Origin of the sequence: Agrococcus sp. ProA11, assembly GCF_039880525.1 — a bacterium.
GTDB classification, from domain to species: domain Bacteria; phylum Actinomycetota; class Actinomycetes; order Actinomycetales; family Microbacteriaceae; genus Agrococcus; species Agrococcus chionoecetis.
The window spans coordinates 2,492,025-2,510,904 of the sequence record NZ_CP156989.1; the positions used below are offsets into that span (position 1 = coordinate 2,492,025).

The following is an 18,880-nucleotide window of genomic DNA, read 5'->3' on the forward strand; positions in this document are numbered from 1 at the left end:
CGGGTCATGCTTCCTGGTCGAGGATGCGCTTGGCGCGGTAGAAGGAGTCGTCCTTGAGCCGGTCGAACAGCACCAGTGCTGAGCCCTGTGTGGCCGACACCTCGTACCGTCCGGGGAAGAACATCAGCATCGGCTTGTCCGAGACGACGGTTTGCAGGTTGTTCAGTACCGTGTGCGAGCGCACGAACGGGAACACCTCGCCGATTCCGGTGAGGAACAGAATGTGGAACGACTCGCCCGCTATGCGATCCTTGATCGCCGGTGCGAGGTGGATCTGCGGGTCGAGCATGTTCTGGAGCATCTTGAGGAAGTCGGGCTTGTCCATCGTCGTCTCGGCGGCGAGCACGCGCTCCCACACGCTGCGCGCCTTGAGCAGCTCAACGCACAGGTCATAGAGGTTGATCTCGAAGACCTTGATGCCGCGCTCGGTGTCGAGCTTTGTCTTGATGCGCTTCTTAGCCTGGGCGACGTCGAGGGCCCAGGCGGGGTCGTAGTCGTAGATGAAGTGGGCAACCTCGTTGCCGAGGCCCTCCATCTTGAGGAAGCGCTCGCTGCTGAGCACCTTGAATAGGTGTTCCTCTTGCTGAGCCAGTGTGGGCTGGAAAGGCATTAGGCACCTCTCGTCGGGAAGAAGCGCAGGTCGTTTCGGCCAGCCGCTGTCAACAGCTCAGCCAGCCGACCGGAGAGCAGGGCGGGCACGATCTCACCGTCTGATGTCACTAGGTCGGCCTCTCGCATCATCCGGAAGACGGTCTGCCGGATGCCGCTCTCCATCGAGTCGGAGAGATCAGCCAGCTCTGCGTGCCACATCGCCTGGCTCAACACGAATGCTTCGAGGTGTTCCGGCAAGATTGTCAACGCAAGGATCAAGTAGCGCTCGCGGAGCACCTGTTCTGCGAAATCGCCGATGAACGGGTAGGCGCGGCAGGCGGCCGCCCACGTGAGGTACCCGCGCTCCCTCGGAGCCGCGTCGAGCAAGAACTCGACCTCGTCATCGGACAGTACGACCAGCCGTCGAACAGCTTCACGGGTCAGGCGAACGCCGGACCTGTGCGTTCGAGCCTGAACCGCATTCTCCCTGACCGCGCGATCACGAACCGACTCCCATGACTCGCCAGGCCTACGCAGACCGGCGAGGAGTGTGGTCTCGCGCACAAGTAGTGCTCGGCTGACGAAGTTCAGCGCATAGCGCGGCCCGGCAGCATAACTGCCATTCATGGAAACCTCCTCCCTGGCAAATCGGCAAGTTGATCAGGATACGTCGACCTACTGACACCGCTGGGGAGCGAGCACGTGTTGTCGTCCCGCGGCTCGGGCGCTGCCCAGCCGCTGCGCACCCCCTCGCCGATCTCGCTGGCCTGAACCTCCGCCGCTGGCCAACGCGATGGCTGGCCATCCTCTCGTCCGTGATCCACTCGCAGGTGTCCTTCGTAATGCCCAAGTGACGGCGATCTCCTCCGCAGACAGCCACGGCTGAACCACGTCGGTGGCCTCCGGGCTACATGCGCCGATACCGCAACCTTATCGACGGCGGACGGTGCGGATGCCCGCGGCACACGGCGTAGCGCTGCGCGGATGGCGCGACATCGCCGCCCCAGCTCGAGCGGTCGCTGACCGTTCGAACTCGTGCCGTTCACGCGTATCGCACCGGCGTCGTCAACTCTTAGGTGGCCACTGTGCCGAACGGCTGCCCGCAAACAGCAAGCGGCACCAGCCGTCAGGGCCGGATCTGTTCGGCAGTATCGCTTCATGCGAGCAATGTAGGCCGAGCCGGTGCCCGCAAGAGTCGACCCGCTTCGAAAGTAGCCGTGTTCCTCCTGGCCGACACCGCCCTCGTGACGAGCACGAGCGACCTGACTCTCGCATCCGACTCGAATTCGCCCTCCTGCACGTGCTCGACCACCGGGTTGTGCTGGGACACCGAGCCGCTCCCGCCCGACGACGCGATGCTCGAGCGCGCGGCGGAGCTTGGCGGCGTGCACGAGATCCGGCTGCTCGAGCGCTTCCGCGACGAGCAGGAGTTGCGCGTCACGCTGCGTTGCTCGACGGCGTCCGCGCGGTCGACACGCGGCTGCACGCGCGAATCAAGCAGGAGCGCTACCAGTTCGCGCAGCAGCTGCCGCTGGCGGAGGTTCGCGGCTAACGGTCCAGCGCGCGGCGGCGACTGGACGAGCGCTCGCGGATCGCCGTCAGTCCTGAGGCAAGTCGGCGACGTAGGTGTTGATCGAGCGCGCACGCTCGATCGCCGAGACCGGCACCCGCACCACGGCCACGCCGGCATCGTCGCCGAGTAGGGCGACGTTGTGCCCAAACGGCGTCGCAACGCAGCTCCGCCCCGTGAACCCCGGGCCGCAGTGGTTCGCATACGCGATCACCACTCCGTTCTCGAGCGCCCGCGCCGGCACCTGCAGCGTCGACGTCTGCGTCGCCGAGTAGTGCCAGGCGTCGCCCAGCCCTTCAACGCCCTCCTCGACCGTCGGCACCGCGGTCGGCACCAGCAGGATGTCGGCGCCCGCGACCGAGAGCGAGCGGGCGAACTCCGGGAACTCGACGTCGTAGCAAATGCCAACGCCCCACGACGTGCCGCGCCAGGCGACCGGAACCCCGTAGGCCTCAGCCGGCGTGATCCACTGCTGCTCCACGCCGCCATAGAGGTGACGCTTGTGTACGCGAGTGAGCTCCTCCCCCTCCGACGAGAAGAACGAGGCGGCAATGTGATGCGCGTCGCCCACCGAGTCGATCGACGACGCCACGAGCCCGATCCCGTGCTCGAGCGCCAGCGCCGAGAGCGACTCTCGGATCGCCGCGCCATCGTGCTGCCAGGCGCGGTCGGGCGCATAGCCAGTGGCGAAGAGCTCGGGTGTCACGACCACGTCCGCGCCCTGCTCCGCAGCGGACGCGACAAGCCCTGCCAGCGTCGCCAGGTTCTGGTCGACGTCGTCGATAACGGCGGCCGCCTGGGCCACCGCGATGGTGTGCGTTCGGTCGTCGCTCATGGGTCCATCCTCGTCCACGGTCGTGCCAGGCGGCCACATCGGCGCAAACAACAAGTTGACGCGCAAGCCCGTCGTAGTTCAGTATGACGCTAAACCAAATTCGATTGGGTTTAGCGTCATGAACTCGACGCGGTCCACCGACACGGCGAAGGAGCCGACGATGACCCCCACCCCGCAGGGCACCACCGACGAGGCGAACGCCTCGTCGTTCGAGCGCGAGATGATCGCCGCCGGCCAGGAGCCGGCCGTCGCGACCGAGCTCGAGCGCCGCATCCGCGTCGTTGAGCGCGACGAGCGCGACGACGACTCCCGCCTGCCGCTCACCGTCCGTGAGCTCGCCCTCTACGTCTCCGTCACGGTCGCTGCCGTGGCCGTCGGCATCCTGGTCGTGATCCTGTGAGCGAGCGCAAGGCCGCACTGGCCGACCCGAAGCTCAAGAGCGAGCACGTCTTCGGCACCTTCCCGCTGCTGAAGCAGGAGCGCTCCTGGAGCGCCCTCGACTTCACCTGGGTCAACACCGCCCTCGCCATCGCCACCTGGGCGTTCCTGGTCGGCGGCTCGACGGCCCTGCTCGTCGGCTTCCAGGCCGGCATCGCGGCGATGCTGATCGGCAACGCCATCGGCCTGTGCTTCATGGTGCTGGCCTCGGTCGTCGCCTCGCAGCGCTACGGCTCCGAGCAGTACATGCTGCTGCGCGGCGCGTTCGGCGTCGTGGGCGTCGGCGCGCTCGTCTTCACCGTCATCCTCATCACCGAGATGGGATGGTCGTCGCTGCTCGCCGTCATGGCCGGCCGCGCCACCAGCCAGGTCGCCTCGACCGTCGCCGGCACCGATCTCGGCCAGTACGGCCCGGTCGTCACGATCGGCGGCCTGATCGCCATCGCGATCGCCTGGTGGGTGCTCTCCCGCGGACCGGTCACGATCGGCCGCTTCAACGCGATCATCGCTCCCGGTCTCGCCGTCATCACCGTCATCATGATGGTCTTCCTGATCGCCAACACCTCGCTCGACCAGCTCTTCTCGGCCGCACCGCTCGCGCCGTTCGACGACGAGACGCTCAACTTCATGGTCGCCATCGAGTTCAACGTGGGCGTCGGCGTCTCCTGGTACCCGGTGATGGGATCGCTCGCCCGCATGACCCGCAGCCGCAAGGCCGCGGTCTGGCCCGCCTACGGCGGCCTCCTGATCGCGACGATGGTCGCGCAGGTCGTCGGCATGGCCGCCGCGCTCACGCTCGGCGACTCCGACCCGACCGTCTGGATGGTGCCGTTCGGCGGCGCCGTGCTCGGCATCGCGGTGCTCGTCTTCATCGCCTTCGCCAACATCACCTCGATGTCGTCGATCGTCTACTCGACGATCCTCGCCATCCGGCAGTCGTCCGGCGGCCTGCTCGCGAAGGTGCCGTGGAAGGTGCTGACCGCGTCGTTCTTCGTGGTGCCGGCGATCATGACCTTCTTCCCGCAGTTCATGTATGAGCAGTTCATGGTCTTCGTGCTGATGTCGGGCGCGTTCCTCACGGCGCTCTGCGGCGTCGCCCTCGCCGACTACTTCGTGCTGCGCAAGCAGCGCATCGACCTCCGCGAGATGCACCTGGCGCAGCGCGGCACGCTCTACGCCTACCCGGCGGGCATCAACTGGGCCGGCATCGGCGCGCTGCTGACCGGTGCCGTCTTCTACCTCTGGCTCTACAACCCGATCACGCTCGAGACGCAGGCCGCGTTCTCGGTCATCACGGCCAGCCTGCCGGCGGCGATCGTCGCGGCGGTCGCCTACCTGCTGCTCACGCGCGTGATCTACCGCAAGCGCGCGTTCACGAAGGCAGGCTGACATGGCGACCACCACCCGTGCCGCCGTCTATGACGGCAAGGCGACCCTCGACATCCGCGAGGTCACCCTCCGCGATCCCGGCCCCGGCGAGGTGCTCGTGCGCATCGGCGCCTCGGGCGTCTGCGGATCCGACCGGCACGTACTCGACGGCGACTGGCAGATGCCGACGCCGACGATCATGGGTCACGAGGGCGCCGGCGTCGTCGAGGCGGTCGGCGAGGGAGTGCGCTCGCTGGAGCCCGGCGACCACGTGATCATGACCTGGTTCTACCCGTGCGGCGTCTGCACCAGCTGCCGCGAGGGCCGCACCTGGGTGTGCACCGGGTCGGGCTCCGAGGCGTGCGTGCTGCCGGATGGCTCGACGCCCATGACGCTCGACGCCGCCACCGCCTACCCCTACCTGGCGGTCGGCTCGATGAGCGAGCGCGTCGTGGTGGCCGAGCAGGCAGCGATCAAGGTGCCGAAGGAGCTGCCGTTCGACGTGGCGGCGCTCATCGGCTGCTCGATCGCCACGGGCGTCGGCACGGTCGTGAACGACGCGCAGCTGAAGGCGGGCCGTTCGGCACTCGTGATCGGCGCCGGCGGCGTGGGCATCAGCATCATTATGGGCCTCGCGCTCGCCGGTGCCAGCCCCATCATCGTCGCCGACGTGACGGATGCGTCGCTCGAGCTCGCGCGCGAGTTCGGCGCCACGCACACGGTGAAGTCGGATGCGTCGCTGCCCGACAAGGTGCGCGAGATCATGCCGGAGGGCGTGGATGTCGCCTTCGAGGCCATCGGCCGCCCGGACACGATCGCGATCATGCCCGCAACGCTCAAGCGCGGCGGCACCGCGGTGATCGTCGGGCTGCCGCCGCAGGACCGCCCGGTGCCGATCGACGCGCTGGCGCTCGCCGAGGAGGGCAAGTCGCTGATCGGCTCGAACTACGGCTCGACCGTGCCTGCGCGCGACTTCCCGATGCTCGCGCAGCTCTACCTGGCGGGCCGACTGCCGATCGACCGACTCATCACCAACCGCGTCTCGCTCGATGAGGTGAACGACGCCTTCGAACTGATGCGCTCCGGCGCCCGCGGGCGAAGCGTCATCATGTTCTAAAGCCCTCACCGAACGGAGCCTCGTGGCCAGGCCGAAGCACAGCATCCTCTCCCCGCAGCTGATCGCTGCCGCTGCGCTTCGGCTGGTCGCGAAGCACGGGGACTTCACCATCCCCGGCGTCGCCGCCGAGCTCGGCGTGCATCCCTCGTCGCTGTACCACCACCTGCCCGGCGGGCGCGCGGCGATCGTGCACCGCATGCGCGAGGAGCTCTACGCCGACATCGACCTTGCGCCGGCGCTCGACACGGCGCTGCCGCCGCTCGACCGGCTGCGACTGTGGATGCGGGCCTACCGAGCCGCCACGGCCCGCGTGCCTGCCGTCGTGCCGGTGCTCGTCGGGGCACCGGTGGAGGATGCGCGCACGCTCGAGATCTACGAGGCGCTGTTCGTCATCCTGCGCGACGCCGGGGTGCCGGTCGCGCAGCGGGTGGCGTGCTCGGCGATGATCGACGCCGTCGTGCTGGGATCCGCGGTGGATGCCGCTTCCCCCGTGCCGCTGTGGCGCGTCGAGGGACACGACCTGCCGGAGTTGCGGGAGGTGGCGGCTGCCGGCGATGACGAGGGACGCGCGCCCGCCGGGTTCGAGCTCGGCGTGGAGGCTGCCGTTGCTGCGGTGGAGCGGATGGCGGCACCGCGCGGCTGACGTGCCTGCGCTGCGGAGCGTCGACCGACTGTTGGCTACGCGCCCTCGCTCACCATCGGGGCGCCGCAGTCTCGGCACGTCGGCGCCAGGGGGACGACCATGAAGCACTCGGTGCAGGTCGCTTCTCGCAGCTGCGGAGTCGGCGCGGCCGCGCGCGTGCTCGTCGAGCGCGAGGTCGCCGGGCGCTGAGTCGCTCGCGCACGAGCGGGTCGCTCGCTCAACTGCGGCAAGACCTTCGGCGCACCACCGTCGGCGGGCATCGTGGCTCCGAACCAGCGGTAGCACTCGAGGCGATCGGCTGCGGCGGTCTGCTCGCGCATGCGCTCGCTAGCGTCGGCTTCGACACCGGGGTAGCTCTCGCCGATCGTCAGATCAGATCCCACGCAGAGCGACGTGAGCCGTGGCTCGCCTCTCGACGCCGCGTCATCCGCCACCTTGCCGATTACGCGGCCGATCCAGCCCTCCAAGGGCTGCCGAGTCGTGATGCCGGTGGACGCCTGGATTCGCTGACTCAGCTGGTCGTAGGTGATCCACGCTCCATAGTCCCGAGCGACCTCGAGGAGCACGTCGCGAGCCGCTGGCACCCACTGCCGGTCGGCGTCAGATTGCGAGACGTAGTTCCCGTTCGCCAGATCCGGCATCGCGTGATTCCCCTCGATCGCGTCGAGGCAACGCTATCTGCCGGAGCAGGCGGAGGTCGCCGGCGGGCTCGTCGCGCGCAGACGATGCCGCGAGGTCTACGTGGTCGGCGGCGCCACGCGCGGCACGACCGGTCGCCGTCGCTGCACGCCGACCGCCCACTCGACCAGCAGCGCGACCCAACCGCCTGCCCACGCGACAACCGCGACGTAGGCGATCCCGGCCGAGACCTCGTGGGCAGCCGAGGGGCTGATCGGTGCTCCCAGCGCGAGCGTCAGCGTCGACTGGATCGACTCACGCGTGTCGCCGCCGTCGACCACGGAGAACGCGAACAGCAGCACGCCGACCGACGTCAGCCACGCCCACAGCGTTGCGCGCGTGCGGCGCGCACCCTCGCGCAGCACGCCCTGCTGCCGCAGCATCCCGCGCGCCGCCGCGACGACCAGCAGCACGTAGCCAGCAAGCCACAGTGGGCTCGACCAGACCACCATCACGAGGAGCCAGCCTCCACTCGCCGCCTTGATGAGCACCGCGACCAACGGTGCGAGCATCGTCACCCACGCGGTCAGCGCCAGCGAGGGTCCGGATGCTGCGGTGGGCGAGGACTGCATGGATTGAGGATGGCGCACATCGCTGGGAGACGCCGACCGATCAGCCGCACCGGCCTCGAGTCACACGATGGGCTGACTCGTCCGCCGATCAACGAGTTCAGCCAACGCGGGTGGGTTCGGCGCGGCTCTACCGCGCACAACACCTTCGAGCGTGGCCTCGCCGATCGAGTCGTAGACGGACACCCGTACGAGAGAAACGACGCCTGCTGCCGCAGCGGCGTCCTTCATCGCGTCATAGATCGCGCGCTGCTTGCCGCGGGGCGAGCCGAACGTGAAGAACTCGCCGACTGGGTCGGCGCCGCCGAACATTGCGATCGAAGAGGGCGATGCCCAGCGGTTTCCGGGCGCGATCGCTCGGCGCTCAAACTGCTTGACGTACGTGCGATACGCCGACGCCCATGGCAGATGGCCAGCGAAGTCCGCCTCTAGCGTCGCCGCGCGGTACCGGGTGAAGTGGAACTCCTCATCGAGCTCGACGAGCCTGCCGTCGGCAAGCGCGAGATCCCATGCCCCGGGCGCAAGCCTCGGTTCCGGCTGCGCACCGCCCATCGAGCGGTACAGATCGAGGATCTGGCGGCGCATCTGATCGGGCAGCGTGCCGAGTCTCACCGATGGGGGCTTGGCGACTGCTGCCATCCCAGCGTCGGACAGCAAGGTCTCGAGAGCGGCGGCTCTTGCTCCGGTCTTCACCATCGCAGGTCCCGCGTCGCCAGTCGTCGCATCGACCGTCAGCCGACGACGCCGTCGCCCTCGTACCCAACGACCGCCCGCGACTCCAGCAGCGGGATGATCTGCATCTTGCCGATCGACGCGAAGTGCGCGCTCTCGCGGTGCGCAGTGAACGCATCCGCGTCTTCGTAGACCTCGACGATCGTGAACACCTGCGGGTGCTCGAGGTCGCGGGCGACGGAGTAGGAGATGTTGCCCGGCTCCTGGCGGCTCGCCGCGGCGAGCGTCGGCAGCAGCTCTGCCACCTGGTCGGCGGTCTCGGGCTTGGCGGTGTAGGTCGCGACGACCAGGTAGTGGGTGCTCACGTCTGTTCCTTCCTGCGGGCCATCGAGGGCGGTGGTTGGTGCAGACACTAGCGGGGCTGCGTGAACGCGGTGCCAATCGCGAGCGCCTGCCGAGACGGCCTCCACGGGGCCCATGGTGACCTTCGCCCATCGCGCGCATACTCGAGGAGGACCACCGACGCATCGGAGGGTCGCGATGGGCATCGAGCCACAGGACACATCCGCACATCCGAGCGCAGTGCAGCGCCTCCATGAGCGCCTGCTCATCGAGGCGAATCTGTCGAGCAGCATGGTCCGCACCTCCGACGGCGCTCGGGTCCACGTCGCCGAGCAGGGCTCCGGGCCACCCGTGGTGTTCGTCCACGGCTCCGGCAGTCCCGGGTCGTTCTGGCTGCCGCTGCTGCCGCACCTGGAAGGGATGCGCGCCGTGGTGGTCGACCGACCTGGCTTCGGACTGAGCGATCCGCCTCCGGCGACCGCAATGGGAGAGGGATGGGAGGCGCGGTGGCTCGACATGCTCCTCGACGCGCTCGCGCTGCCAGCGGCGATCCTCGTCGGCCATTCCATGGGCGGCCTGTGGTCATTGCGCTTCACCCTCAAGAGACCCGAGCGCGTCGTCGGGCTCGCCCTGATCGCCGCGCCAGGCCTGCCAGGCACGCGCGCCATGCTGCCCTTCCGGCTGATGGGCACGCCGGGTGTGCGCAGTCTCATCGAGCGGCAGCGAGAGACCCCGCGCACCGTGGCGCAATTCGCGAAACCAGTGAGCGAAGGCGACTCGCTCCGCGCCTATCCCGAGCTCGTCGAACTCATGGTCGCGGTCGGGAACGACCCCATCGCAGCGCGATCGCTTCGAGCGGAGATACGTGCGCTCGTTGCGCCGTGGGCGCTCGCGACGCGAACGGGGTTCCGTCGCCGAGCGCGTGTGCGAGAAGAAGACCTGCACGAGGTTGCCGTGCCGACGCTGCTGGTCTGGGGCGAGCACGACCCGCTCGGCGGCAGTGACGTGGCTCGCACGATCCAGTCCTGCATCCCGGGCGCCGAGCTCGCCCTAGTCCCCGGCGGGCATGCGCCCTGGCTCGGCAGCCCGCATCGGGTCGCCAGCGTGCTTTCCGAATGGGTAAAGCGTGTCCGTTGGGCGGATGCTCCGAGCTGATCCTCGGGGCTCCTGCCGTCGTGCCCCACGGCCTTCCCGCGCTCAGTCGTCGAACGTGCCCGCGACCCGCTCGAACGCCCGCCCCAGTCGGTGCGCACCCTCGGCCAGGCGTTCCGGTGACTCAAACGAATACGCCAGTCGCAGCTCGCGCGACCCCTCGCCGGGCGCACAGAACGCCGCACCGGGCACGAACACGACCTGCTCGTCGATCGCGGCGTCGAGCAACGCATCCGTCGTCCAGCCCTCGGGCAGGGTGAGCCACGCGAAGAAGCCGCCCTCGGGCTCGGTGAGCGTCGACCCCGCGGGCAGGTGAACCGCGAGCGCCTCGCACAGCGCATGCGCTCGCTCGCCGTAGACCGCGGCGGCACTCGCGATCGCACCGCGGAAGTCCTGCTTCGTGATGAACTCCGCCGCGATCGCCTGGCTGAACGGCGAAGCGCAGATCACGGTCGACTCGGAGGCAAGCTGCAGCGAGCGCCGCATCCAGGTCGGCGCCGACGCCCATCCCACCCGCAGGCCCGGCGCCAACACCTTCGAGAACGAGCCAAGGTAGACCACGTGCTCCGGGTCGAGTTCGTGCAGCGACGGCATCGTGCGCGGCTCGAACGCGAGCATGCCGTAGGGGTTGTCCTCGACGATCGGGATGCGTGCCTCGCGACAGATCTCGACGATCTCGGGACGCCGCTCGGCCGCGAGGGTGACGCCACGCGGATTCTGGAAGTTCGGGATCGTGTAGAGCATGCGCGGCTGGCGGCCGGAGGCCTGCAGGCGGCGGATGCGCTCCCGCAGCGCGTCGGGCACGAGGCCGTCGGCGTCCATCGGCACGTGCTCGACCTGCAGGCCCGCGCCGCCGAAGGCGCCCAGCGCACCCACGTAGGTCGGATCCTCGACGAGCACCGTGTCGCCCTGCTCGCACAGCACCTTGGTGACGATGTCGAGCGCCACCTGCGAGCCGGCGGTGACCTGGATGCTGTCGACGTCGGCGGCGATGTGCTCGGCGGCCATCAGCTCGACGATCGCCTCGCGAAGTTCGGTCGAGCCGAAGCCCGAGCCGTACTGCAGCACGTCGTGAGGGCGGTCGCGCACGAGCCGCGCGGCGGCATCCGCGAGCCAGTCGAGCGAGGCGAGCGACAGGTCGGGGTTGCCGCCGGCGAGCGAGATGACGCCTGGCTGCATTGACGCCTCCCACACGTCGCGCACCGGCGAGGGCAGGAAGCCGCGGGAGCGATCGGTGAGGAAGGGGTGGTCGAGCACTCGGCCTCCTTGCTGGCGACGACTGAGTGCAGTGTAGGTCGTTGCTCGGGGAGGGGCGGGATCGGTCTCGTGACGCCCGATGCCTTTGGCATCGGGCTCCTCGGCCTACGGAAGGAAGGGGCGGCGCCGGTGGCGTCGTGCTCCTCGGCCTACGAGTACTCGGGCCAGGGGAGGTCGATGGGGGGCTCGAAGCTGGCGGGCAGCAGGGCAGGGCTCGGGTCGGCGGCGGTGCGCGCGTCGAACTCGGCCTTCGCGGCCGCGAGCTCGTCGGGCGACGTCAGCAGTCGCAGGAACGTGCCGGCGATCGTCTTGCCCGCCGTCTCGATCGTCGGGTCGATGGTGGCCGGGATGCCGCCCATCGCGTTCATCGTCCACGCCGGGTAGGGCACCGTCGGGTCGCCCTTCAGCGCGGGCCGCGACACGTAGAAGCGCACGGTCGGCGCGTAGTGCGTCATCTCGACGTAGTCGTCGCTCGTCCAGTTGCGCTGCCAGGCGGGCATCATCTCGCGCAGCTTCGCCTCGGCATCCTGCGGACTGATGAGCTGCTCGCACTCGTCGAGGAACGGCCGCTCCATCGGCTCGATGCCGACGCTGCGCTGAATCTCCTGCGCAACCGCCACCGCATCCGTCCCATACGACGGCGCGCCGACAGCGGAGAGCTCGTCGAACAGCGCGGTCGAGAGCACGTGATTCGTGCGCCCGGGCCGCGAGCGCGCCACCCAGGTCTCCTCGACCGTGCAGTGCGCCATCATCGCCGCCGCCGCCGCGTTGCGGTCGAGCGCGGTGAGGATCGCCTCGGCCATCGCGATGTCGGGGGTGCGCCACGAGAACTGGATGCGCGCCGAGCGGGCCGGCAGGTTGTCGGCCGTCGCCTGCCCGTCGCTGAGGATCGCATCGGTGAGCGACCAGCCGCCGGTTGCGGGCAGGATCGCATCCTGCATCGACCGCGACGCCGAGTACATCTGCGTCAGCGCCAGGTTGGCGCCGGGTGCCCGCGCCGCCGAGTGCGAGGCGGGGATGGGCGAGTCGCCGTGCCCCATCTGCCAGGTCTCGGGCTGCTCGCAGAGGAACGTGTAGACCTTCGAGTAGTAGGCGCCGCACTGCGTGTCCCACCGCGCGGTGTTGCACAGCGGCAGCATGTAGAAGGGGTGGAACGAGACGATCGCGTCGACGTCGTCGTAGTAGCCGCGCAGGCCGTGCACGACCTTCGAGCCGTGCATCTTCTCGGCCGGCTCCCCCGTGTACTTGAGCGTGCCGGCGATGCCGTGCTGCTCCATGGCGTGCTTCGTCGCGAGCACGCCCGCGAGCGTCGAGATGCCGAGCGCCGAGTGCGGGTCGGTGTGGCCGCCCGCGAAGCGGCTCGATCCCTCGCGCGGCTGCTGGTGCGTGACGGGCGCCTGCGAGTTGCCGGGCACCGCGTCGTACTCGGCGTAGGTGAGCAGGGTCGGCGCATCACCGTCTGCATCAACACCGTTCGACCAGGTGGCCGAGAACGCGGTCGGCATGCCCGCCGAGCCCTCCTCCACCTCGAAGCCGTGCTCGCGCAGCGTCGCCACGTACCAGGCGACCGAGCGGTACTCGCGCCAGGCGGGCTCGCCGAAGCCGAAAATCTCGCTGTGCCAGGCCGAGAGCTCGCCCATGTGCTCGTCGATCCAGGCCCGCGCGGTGGCCTTCGCGGCCTCCGAGAGCTGGGCGGATGCGGGTGTCGCGGTCGCGACGTCGGTGTCGGTCATGGTCATGCTCCGAAGATCTGCAGGGGGATGTGGACGAGGCTGACGCCCGGCTCGGCAATGGCTGCCGCGACGGCGGCGGGCACTGCGGATGCGTCGTCGACGCGGGTGCCGGAGGCGCCGAACGCGCGGGCGAGCATCGCCCAGTCGGGCTGGTGCAGGCGCACGCCGATCGGATCGATGCCGCGATCGGCCTCGTTCTGCTCGATCTCGCCGTAGCCGCCGTTGTCGACCACGATCACCGCGATGTCGAGCTGCTGCTCGACGGCGGTCGCGAGCTCCGGCACGCTGAACATCAGCGCGCCGTCGCCGGTCACGACGACGGAAGGAGTCTCGGGCGAGGCGATCCTGGCGCCGATCGCGGCGGGCAGGCCGTAGCCGAGCGTCGCGTAGGCGGGCATGTAGGGCATCGACGCCGGCGCATCCTGCCGCACGGCGCTCGTCATGCCGTAGTAGGTGATCTGCGAGGAGTCGCCTGCCACCACGGCGCCGGCGGGGATGCCCGCGGCAATGGCCTCGGCCGCCACCATCTCGCGCGGGGCGAAGTCGTGCGCGGCCTCGACGAGCGCATTGCGCACGGCATCCAGGCCCGCATCCGGGGCAGGTTCACGCTCGATTCGAGCGGCGAGCGCCTCCACCACCGCGCGCGCCTCGCCCAGGACGCGGATGGTCGCGGGCAGGTTCTTGTCGAGCTGCGCCTCGTCGATGTCGACGCGGATCACGGCGCCCTCGGGCGCGAGCTCGTTGCCCCATAGCTCGGCCTCGCCCAGCTTGGAGCCGACGACGAGCAGCGCATCGGCCGCATTCACCACCTCGGCGGCGGGGGCGAGGCGCAGCTCGCTGCCGAGCGAGCGCGTGTGCGACTCGGGCACGACGCCCTTGCCGTTCAAGGACGTCAGCACCGTGGCGCCCAGCTGCTCGGCAAGTGCGGTGAGTGCGCTCGCGGCGCGCACGGCCCCGCCGCCCGCGATGATGACCGGGCGCTCGGCGCCCTGCAGCGCCGCCGCGGCCGCGTCGAGCGCAGCTGCGTCGAGCGCCGCAGCCGCGGCGGCCGAGCGTGGCGCGAGGAGCGAGTCGTCGATGTCCGTCTCGGCCTCGAGCACATCCAGCGGCACCTCGATGTGCACGGGACGCGGGCGACCGGAGCGGAACAGCGCGAAGGCGTCGTGCACCGCCTCGACCGCCTCCTCCGCGGAGCGCACCCGGCGGCTCCACAGCAGGATCGCGGCGGCCGCCGCCGACTGGTCCTTCGTCTCGTGCAGCGCGCCGCGGTCGGCGAACTCGTCGCCGATGGCGACGCCGGGCGAGAGCACGATCATCGGGCGCGACTCGGCGAAGGCGGTGCCGCCGGCCGAGAGCGCGTTCAGCAGACCGGGCCCGCTCGTGGTGATCACGACGCCGGGGGTCACCTCGCCCGCGGCCGAGCGGCGCTGCGACCAGGCGTCGGCGGCGTAGCCGGCGCCCTGCTCGTGCCGCGTCGTGACTGGCCGGATGCCGAGCGCCGACAGGTGGCGGTAGAGCTCGAGATTGTGCGTGCCGGGGATGCCGAAGACGGTGTCGACGCCGTAGTTCGCGAGCGTCTGCAGCACGGCCCAGCCGGCGTTCCTGCGGTGCTCGGTCATCGTGCTGCCTCCAGGTCGTGCGCGGATGCGCCCGGCTGACGTCCGTCGGCGGCGGAGCCGGTGTCGGCCGCGGTCTGCGCGCTGAAGGCCTCCACGCCTCCCACCCAGGTCGCGAGCACGCCGAGACGCGCGATCTCTCCGACGGGCGTGACGACGGGGTCGGCGGCGAGCACCGCGAAGTCTGCCGCCTTGCCGACCTCGAGCGAGCCGAGGTCGCTCTCGCGTCCCAGCGCCCGGGCCGCATTGATGGTGTGGGCGCGGAGCGCCAGGTCGACGTCGATCGCGAGCTCGTCGCCGCCCAGCTGCACGCCGCGGCGGGTGATGCGGGATGCGGCTGCCTGCACGGCCTCGAGCGGCACCGGGTCGGCCACCGGCGCATCCGACGAGATGACGAGCGGGAGCCCTGCGCGCGCGAACTCGCCCAGCGGGTTGAACCGCTCCCCCGGCGTGCCGATGGCGCGCGTGACGCCCTCGCCCCAGTTGAAGTGGTGCTGCGGCTGGTTCACGGGGATGATGCCGGCCGCGACCATCCGCTCGATGTGGTCGGGCGTGGGCAGGCCGCAGTGCTCGATGCGATGGCGTGCGTCGGCGTCGGGGCGCTCGGCGAGCGCGGCCTCGATGGTCGAAATGACCATCTCGATCGCATCCGGCGACTGCGAGTGCGTGGCCGTCTGCAGGCCGACGGCGTGCGCGCGGGCGACGAGCGAGCGGTACTCCTCGGGCGAGTGGTACAGCTGCCCCGTGCGGCACGGGTCGTCGAGGTAGCCGTCGGGGAACCAGGCGGTCTCGCCGCCGAGCGTGCCGTCGGCATAGAGCTTGATGCCCTGGATCGAGAGGCGGCGGTCGCCGAGCGGCCCGTGCAGGCCGATCTCGATCGCTGCGTCGAGCAGGTGCGAGAGCAGGTAGCCGGAGACTCGCATGGTCAGCCCGCCGGTCTCGGCGAGCCGCAGGTAGGTGTCGAGCTCGCGCTTCGACACCTGCGCGTCGCCGACGGTCGTGACGCCGCCGGCGAGGAACTGCGCCTGCGCGCCCTCGAGCTGCCGCACGAGCTCGGCCGGCTCGTCGCCGAGGTGGAAGTTGGGGCCGTGGTGGCCGATCTTCACGCCGTGCAGGCCCGTGAGCACGTTGCACGCCGCATCCGAGAGCTCGCCCGTCAGCTCGCCGTCGGCGTCGCGGAAGAACTCGCCGCCCTCGGGGTTCGGCGTCTCTCTGGTGACGCCGTTGTGCTCGAGCGTCCACGAGTTGACGACACCGCCGTGGCCGGAGGCGTTCATCAGGTAGACCTCGCGGTCGGTCGCAACCTGGTCGAGCTCGAAGCGCGTCGGGTGGCGCAGCTCGGCGAGGTTGCGCTGCTCGTAGCCGTAGCCGCGCACGGGGGCGCCGGCTGGCAGGCGCTCGGCCGCGGCGCGCAGCAGCGCCACGACGCCGGGGATGTCGCTCGCCCGGTCGGGCCCGCAGTCGACCCAGGTGCTCAACTGCCCGAGCATGAGCGGGTGCGCGTGGGCGTCGATGAAGCCCGGCACGACGGTCGCGTCGCCGAGGTCGATGCGCTCGACGTGCGGCAGTTCGACGGCAGCGCGCTCGACCTCGGCGGTGCCGCCGATCGCGGCGATGCGGCCGTCGACGATGAGCATCGACGTGGCCGTGGCGCCGGGGCCGGCCATGGTGCGGATGCGGTGCGCGGTGACGAGCAGCGGGTGCTCGTTGCGGGCCTCAAGCGGTGGCAGGGTGCGCATCGGCGGTCTTCCTCTGAGAGTTCGGGAGCGGTGCATTGACAGGCGAGACGGGGCGGTCGGTGCGCAGCCACGCGAGCACGTTCTCGGCCTGCAGCCGCACGTAGTCGGCCATCGAGGCATCCGAGCGGAACGCGGCGTGCGGCGTGACGAGCACCCGCGGATGCGCGACCAGCGCATCGTCGGCGGCCGGCGGCTCGGTGGCGAGCACGTCGAGCGCTGCGGCCGCGAGGTGGCCACGTTCGAGCGCGTCGAGCAGCGCCGGCTCGTCGATGAGCCCGCCGCGGCTGACGTTGACGACGGTGGCGCCCGGAGGCAGCAGCGCGATTCGGTGGGCGTTCAGGTAGCCGGCGGTCTCGGGCATCAGCGGCAGGTGCAGCGAGAGCACGTCGGCAGCGGCGAGCACCTCGTCAGCGCTCATCCGTTCGACGCCGGGCGTCTCGCCGGCATAGGGGTCGTAGCCCACGACGCGACCGAAGGTGGCGGATGCCCGCTCCGCGAGCGCCAGCCCGATGCGGCCGAGCCCCAGCAGCCCCAGCGTCTGCTCGCTGGCGCGGCGCGGCATCGGCGCCGCCTCCAGATCCCAGCCGCCCGAGCGCACCGAATCCACGTAGGGGATGAGCCTGCGGGAGGCCGCGAGCGCCAGCGCGAGGGCGTGCGTGGCGACCTCCTCGGTCGCCGCGCCCAGCACGTTCGCGACCCATACGCCGCGCGCGGTGGCGGCATCCACGTCGACCATGTCGACGCCCATCGATGCGTTCGCGATGAGCCCGAGCCGAGGCAGTCGCGCCAGCAGGTCGGCGTCGACGCGCGCGTAGCCGAGCAGCAGCGCCTCGGCATCCGCTGCCTCGCGGGCGATGGTGTCGGGGTCGTCGGCGCTCAGGCGCAGCACGGTGCATCCGGCCGCCTCGAGCATCCGCACGCCCGCCTCGATGTCGAGCTCGTCCAGGTCGCGGCAGACGGCGACCACTCGGCTGCCGGCCGCCGCGGCCTCAGTGGACATGGCTCAGGAACTTCTTCGTGCGCTCGTGCTGCGGGTCGTCGAAGAACTGCTCCGGCGGTGCCTGCTCGACGATGACGCCGCCGTCGAAGAGCGTGACCTCGTCGGCGGCGCGGCGGGCGAATCGCACCTCGTGCGTGACGACGATCATCGTCATGCCGTCGTGCGCGAGCTGCTCCATGACCTCGAGCACCTCACCGACGAGCTCGGGGTCGAGCGCGCTGGTGGGCTCGTCGAAGAGCATCACCGTGGGGTTCAGCACCAGTGCCCGAGCGATCGCCACGCGCTGCTGCTGACCGCCGGAGAGCTGCGAGGGGTGGTGGTCGGCCCGGTCGGAGAGGCCGACCCGCTCGAGCATCACGTGCGCCTGCTCGAGCGCATCGGCGCGGCCGACCTTCTGCACGGCCGTCAGCGCGAGCGCGACGTTCTTCGCGGCGGTGAGGTGCGGGAACAGGTTGAACTTCTGGAACACCATCCCCACCTCGCGACGCTGCACGGCGAGCCGCGCCTCCGGCAGCGCGCGGCCGCGGCCGTCGACGCCGATGCGGTCGCCCTCGAGCAGGATCTCGCCCTGGTCGGCCGGCTCGAGCAGCGCCATCAGGCGCAGCATCGTCGACTTGCCGGAGCCCGAGGGGCCGAGCACGGCCTTCACCTGGCCCTGTCGCACCTTGAACTCGACACCCTTGAGCACCTCGTTGCCGTGGTACGCCTTGTGGAGGTTGCGCACCTCGAGCGTCGGGATGTCCGTCAGCAGGGCGCCGGTGGGGGTGTACGTCGTGGACTCATTCATCGTGCGGCTCCCACCAGCTTGTTGGTGCGGCGCTTCTTCGCCGGCAGCGACGTCGCCCAGTGGAAGCGCCGCTCGATCTGCATCTGGATGACCGTGATGATGCTCACGATCACCAGGTAGTAGATGATCGCCACGGTGTAGTACTCGGCGTAGCGGAAGGTGATGTTGACGCCGACCTGCGCGGTCGTCAGCAGCTCGCGCAGCGAGATGACGGACGCGAGCGACGAGTACTTGATGAGGCCGATGAACTCGTTCGTGGTCGGCGGCAGGGCGATGCGGATCGCCTGCGGCACCATGATCTTCGACATCACCGTGCCGGGCTTCATGCCGAGCGCCCGGCCCGCGAGCCCCTGGCCCTCGTCCACCGACGAGAGGGACGAGCGGATGATCTCGGCCATGAACGCCGCCTCCACCAGGCCCAGGCCGATCGACGCGGCGATGAAGGGGTTGTAGCCCCAGGCGCGCAGGTCAGGCAGCAGCTGCGGCAGCGCGTTCCACATGATGAGGAGCACGAGCAGCGCCGGGATGGCCCGGAAGAACCACGTGTAGGTCAGTGCCAGCCACTGCGCGATGCGGCTCTTCGAGCCGCGACCCATCGCGACGATGAAGCCGATGACGGTCGCGATGATGAGCGAGACGACGGCGACGCCGAGCGAGAGCATCGCGCCCTGCAGGTAGACGGGGCTGAACAGCTGCCCGATGAAGATCTGGAAGTCGAATCCCACGAGGGGCTCCTCTCGCGTGCCCGACGACGCAGCCGTCGGGCACGCTCA

The 18,880-nt window shown here is 70.1% G+C and carries 18 protein-coding genes; 5 read left to right on the forward strand and 13 right to left on the reverse strand.

The features are described 5' to 3' along the window. Nucleotides 1-4 precede the first annotated feature (4 nt). From ABG090_RS11910 to ABG090_RS11920, 3 genes are all read right to left on the reverse strand, one after another. Entirely contained in the window at nucleotides 5-610 is a 606-nt protein-coding gene (locus ABG090_RS11910; RefSeq protein WP_347754762.1) for a DUF1788 domain-containing protein, read from the reverse strand. Continuing rightward, complete coding sequence (locus ABG090_RS11915; protein WP_347754764.1) at nucleotides 610-1,218, reverse strand: DUF1819 family protein; 609 nt, start codon at nucleotides 1,216-1,218, stop codon at nucleotides 610-612. Before ABG090_RS11915 ends, ABG090_RS11910 begins: the two co-directional genes overlap by 1 nt. Nucleotides 1,219-2,189: 971 nt before the next feature. After that, entirely contained in the window at nucleotides 2,190-2,996 is an 807-nt protein-coding gene (locus tag ABG090_RS11920) for a nitrilase-related carbon-nitrogen hydrolase (protein WP_347754766.1), read from the reverse strand. Between the two features lie 160 nt (nucleotides 2,997-3,156). Between ABG090_RS11920 and ABG090_RS11925 the strand changes: the two genes are divergently transcribed. From ABG090_RS11925 to ABG090_RS11940, 4 genes are read left to right on the forward strand one after another with little or no spacing between them, the layout of a single operon-like run. Continuing rightward, nucleotides 3,157-3,396 (forward strand): hypothetical protein, encoded by a 240-nt coding sequence (locus ABG090_RS11925; RefSeq protein WP_347754768.1) that lies wholly within the window; start codon nucleotides 3,157-3,159, stop codon nucleotides 3,394-3,396. After that, the gene (locus tag ABG090_RS11930; protein WP_347754770.1) at nucleotides 3,393-4,823 is read left to right on the forward strand and encodes a cytosine permease; all 1,431 of its coding nucleotides are present in this window, start codon (nucleotides 3,393-3,395) and stop codon (nucleotides 4,821-4,823) included. The genes ABG090_RS11925 and ABG090_RS11930 overlap by 4 nt, the downstream gene beginning before the upstream one ends. A gap of 1 nt (nucleotide 4,824) precedes the next feature. After that, nucleotides 4,825-5,919 carry a Zn-dependent alcohol dehydrogenase gene (locus tag ABG090_RS11935; RefSeq protein WP_347754773.1) on the forward strand — a complete coding sequence of 365 codons (1,095 nt, stop codon included), beginning with the start codon at nucleotides 4,825-4,827 and terminating at the stop codon, nucleotides 5,917-5,919. A 22-nt stretch (nucleotides 5,920-5,941) separates the two neighbouring features. Further along, nucleotides 5,942-6,562 carry a TetR/AcrR family transcriptional regulator C-terminal domain-containing protein gene (locus ABG090_RS11940; RefSeq protein WP_347754775.1) on the forward strand — a complete coding sequence of 207 codons (621 nt, stop codon included), beginning with the start codon at nucleotides 5,942-5,944 and terminating at the stop codon, nucleotides 6,560-6,562. Between the two features lie 737 nt (nucleotides 6,563-7,299). Here the strand turns inward: ABG090_RS11940 and ABG090_RS11945 are convergent. From ABG090_RS11945 to ABG090_RS11955, 3 genes are all read right to left on the reverse strand, one after another. Next, on the reverse strand, nucleotides 7,300-7,812 hold the full coding sequence (locus ABG090_RS11945) for a hypothetical protein (protein WP_347754778.1): 513 nt from the start codon (nucleotides 7,810-7,812) through the stop codon (nucleotides 7,300-7,302). 60 nt (nucleotides 7,813-7,872) lie between these two features. Continuing rightward, the gene (locus ABG090_RS11950; protein ID WP_347754780.1) at nucleotides 7,873-8,448 is read right to left on the reverse strand and encodes a hypothetical protein; all 576 of its coding nucleotides are present in this window, start codon (nucleotides 8,446-8,448) and stop codon (nucleotides 7,873-7,875) included. 92 nt (nucleotides 8,449-8,540) lie between these two features. Beyond that, nucleotides 8,541-8,846 (reverse strand): putative quinol monooxygenase, encoded by a 306-nt coding sequence (locus ABG090_RS11955; protein ID WP_347754783.1) that lies wholly within the window; start codon nucleotides 8,844-8,846, stop codon nucleotides 8,541-8,543. Between the two features lie 175 nt (nucleotides 8,847-9,021). Here ABG090_RS11955 and ABG090_RS11960 point away from each other — a divergent pair, with 175 nt between their 5' ends. Beyond that, entirely contained in the window at nucleotides 9,022-9,978 is a 957-nt protein-coding gene (locus ABG090_RS11960) for an alpha/beta hydrolase (RefSeq protein WP_347754785.1), read from the forward strand. Between the two features lie 42 nt (nucleotides 9,979-10,020). Here ABG090_RS11960 and ABG090_RS11965 read toward each other — a convergent pair whose 3' ends face one another. The 7 genes from ABG090_RS11965 to ABG090_RS11995 all read right to left on the reverse strand — a co-directional run bounded on the left by ABG090_RS11965 (nucleotide 10,021) and on the right by ABG090_RS11995 (nucleotide 18,832). Next, nucleotides 10,021-11,232 carry a PLP-dependent aminotransferase family protein gene (locus tag ABG090_RS11965; RefSeq protein WP_347754788.1) on the reverse strand — a complete coding sequence of 404 codons (1,212 nt, stop codon included), beginning with the start codon at nucleotides 11,230-11,232 and terminating at the stop codon, nucleotides 10,021-10,023. Nucleotides 11,233-11,381: 149 nt separating this feature from the next. Further along, entirely contained in the window at nucleotides 11,382-12,965 is a 1,584-nt protein-coding gene (locus ABG090_RS11970; protein ID WP_347754790.1) for an amidohydrolase, read from the reverse strand. Nucleotides 12,966-12,967: 2 nt separating this feature from the next. Then, nucleotides 12,968-14,584 carry a thiamine pyrophosphate-dependent enzyme gene (locus tag ABG090_RS11975; RefSeq protein ID WP_347754791.1) on the reverse strand — a complete coding sequence of 539 codons (1,617 nt, stop codon included), beginning with the start codon at nucleotides 14,582-14,584 and terminating at the stop codon, nucleotides 12,968-12,970. Continuing rightward, entirely contained in the window at nucleotides 14,581-16,320 is a 1,740-nt protein-coding gene (locus tag ABG090_RS11980; RefSeq protein WP_347754793.1) for an amidohydrolase, read from the reverse strand. Before ABG090_RS11980 ends, ABG090_RS11975 begins: the two co-directional genes overlap by 4 nt. Next, nucleotides 16,298-17,320, reverse strand: a complete 1,023-nt coding sequence (locus tag ABG090_RS11985) for an NAD(P)-dependent oxidoreductase (protein ID WP_347754795.1) — start codon at nucleotides 17,318-17,320, stop codon at nucleotides 16,298-16,300. Before ABG090_RS11985 ends, ABG090_RS11980 begins: the two co-directional genes overlap by 23 nt. After that, a complete protein-coding gene (locus tag ABG090_RS11990) occupies nucleotides 17,310-18,107 on the reverse strand; it encodes an amino acid ABC transporter ATP-binding protein (protein WP_347754797.1) in 798 nt (265 codons plus the stop codon). The genes ABG090_RS11985 and ABG090_RS11990 overlap by 11 nt, the downstream gene beginning before the upstream one ends. After that, nucleotides 18,104-18,832, reverse strand: a complete 729-nt coding sequence (locus ABG090_RS11995) for an amino acid ABC transporter permease (protein ID WP_347754800.1) — start codon at nucleotides 18,830-18,832, stop codon at nucleotides 18,104-18,106. Before ABG090_RS11995 ends, ABG090_RS11990 begins: the two co-directional genes overlap by 4 nt. Nucleotides 18,833-18,880: the final 48 nt, after the last annotated feature.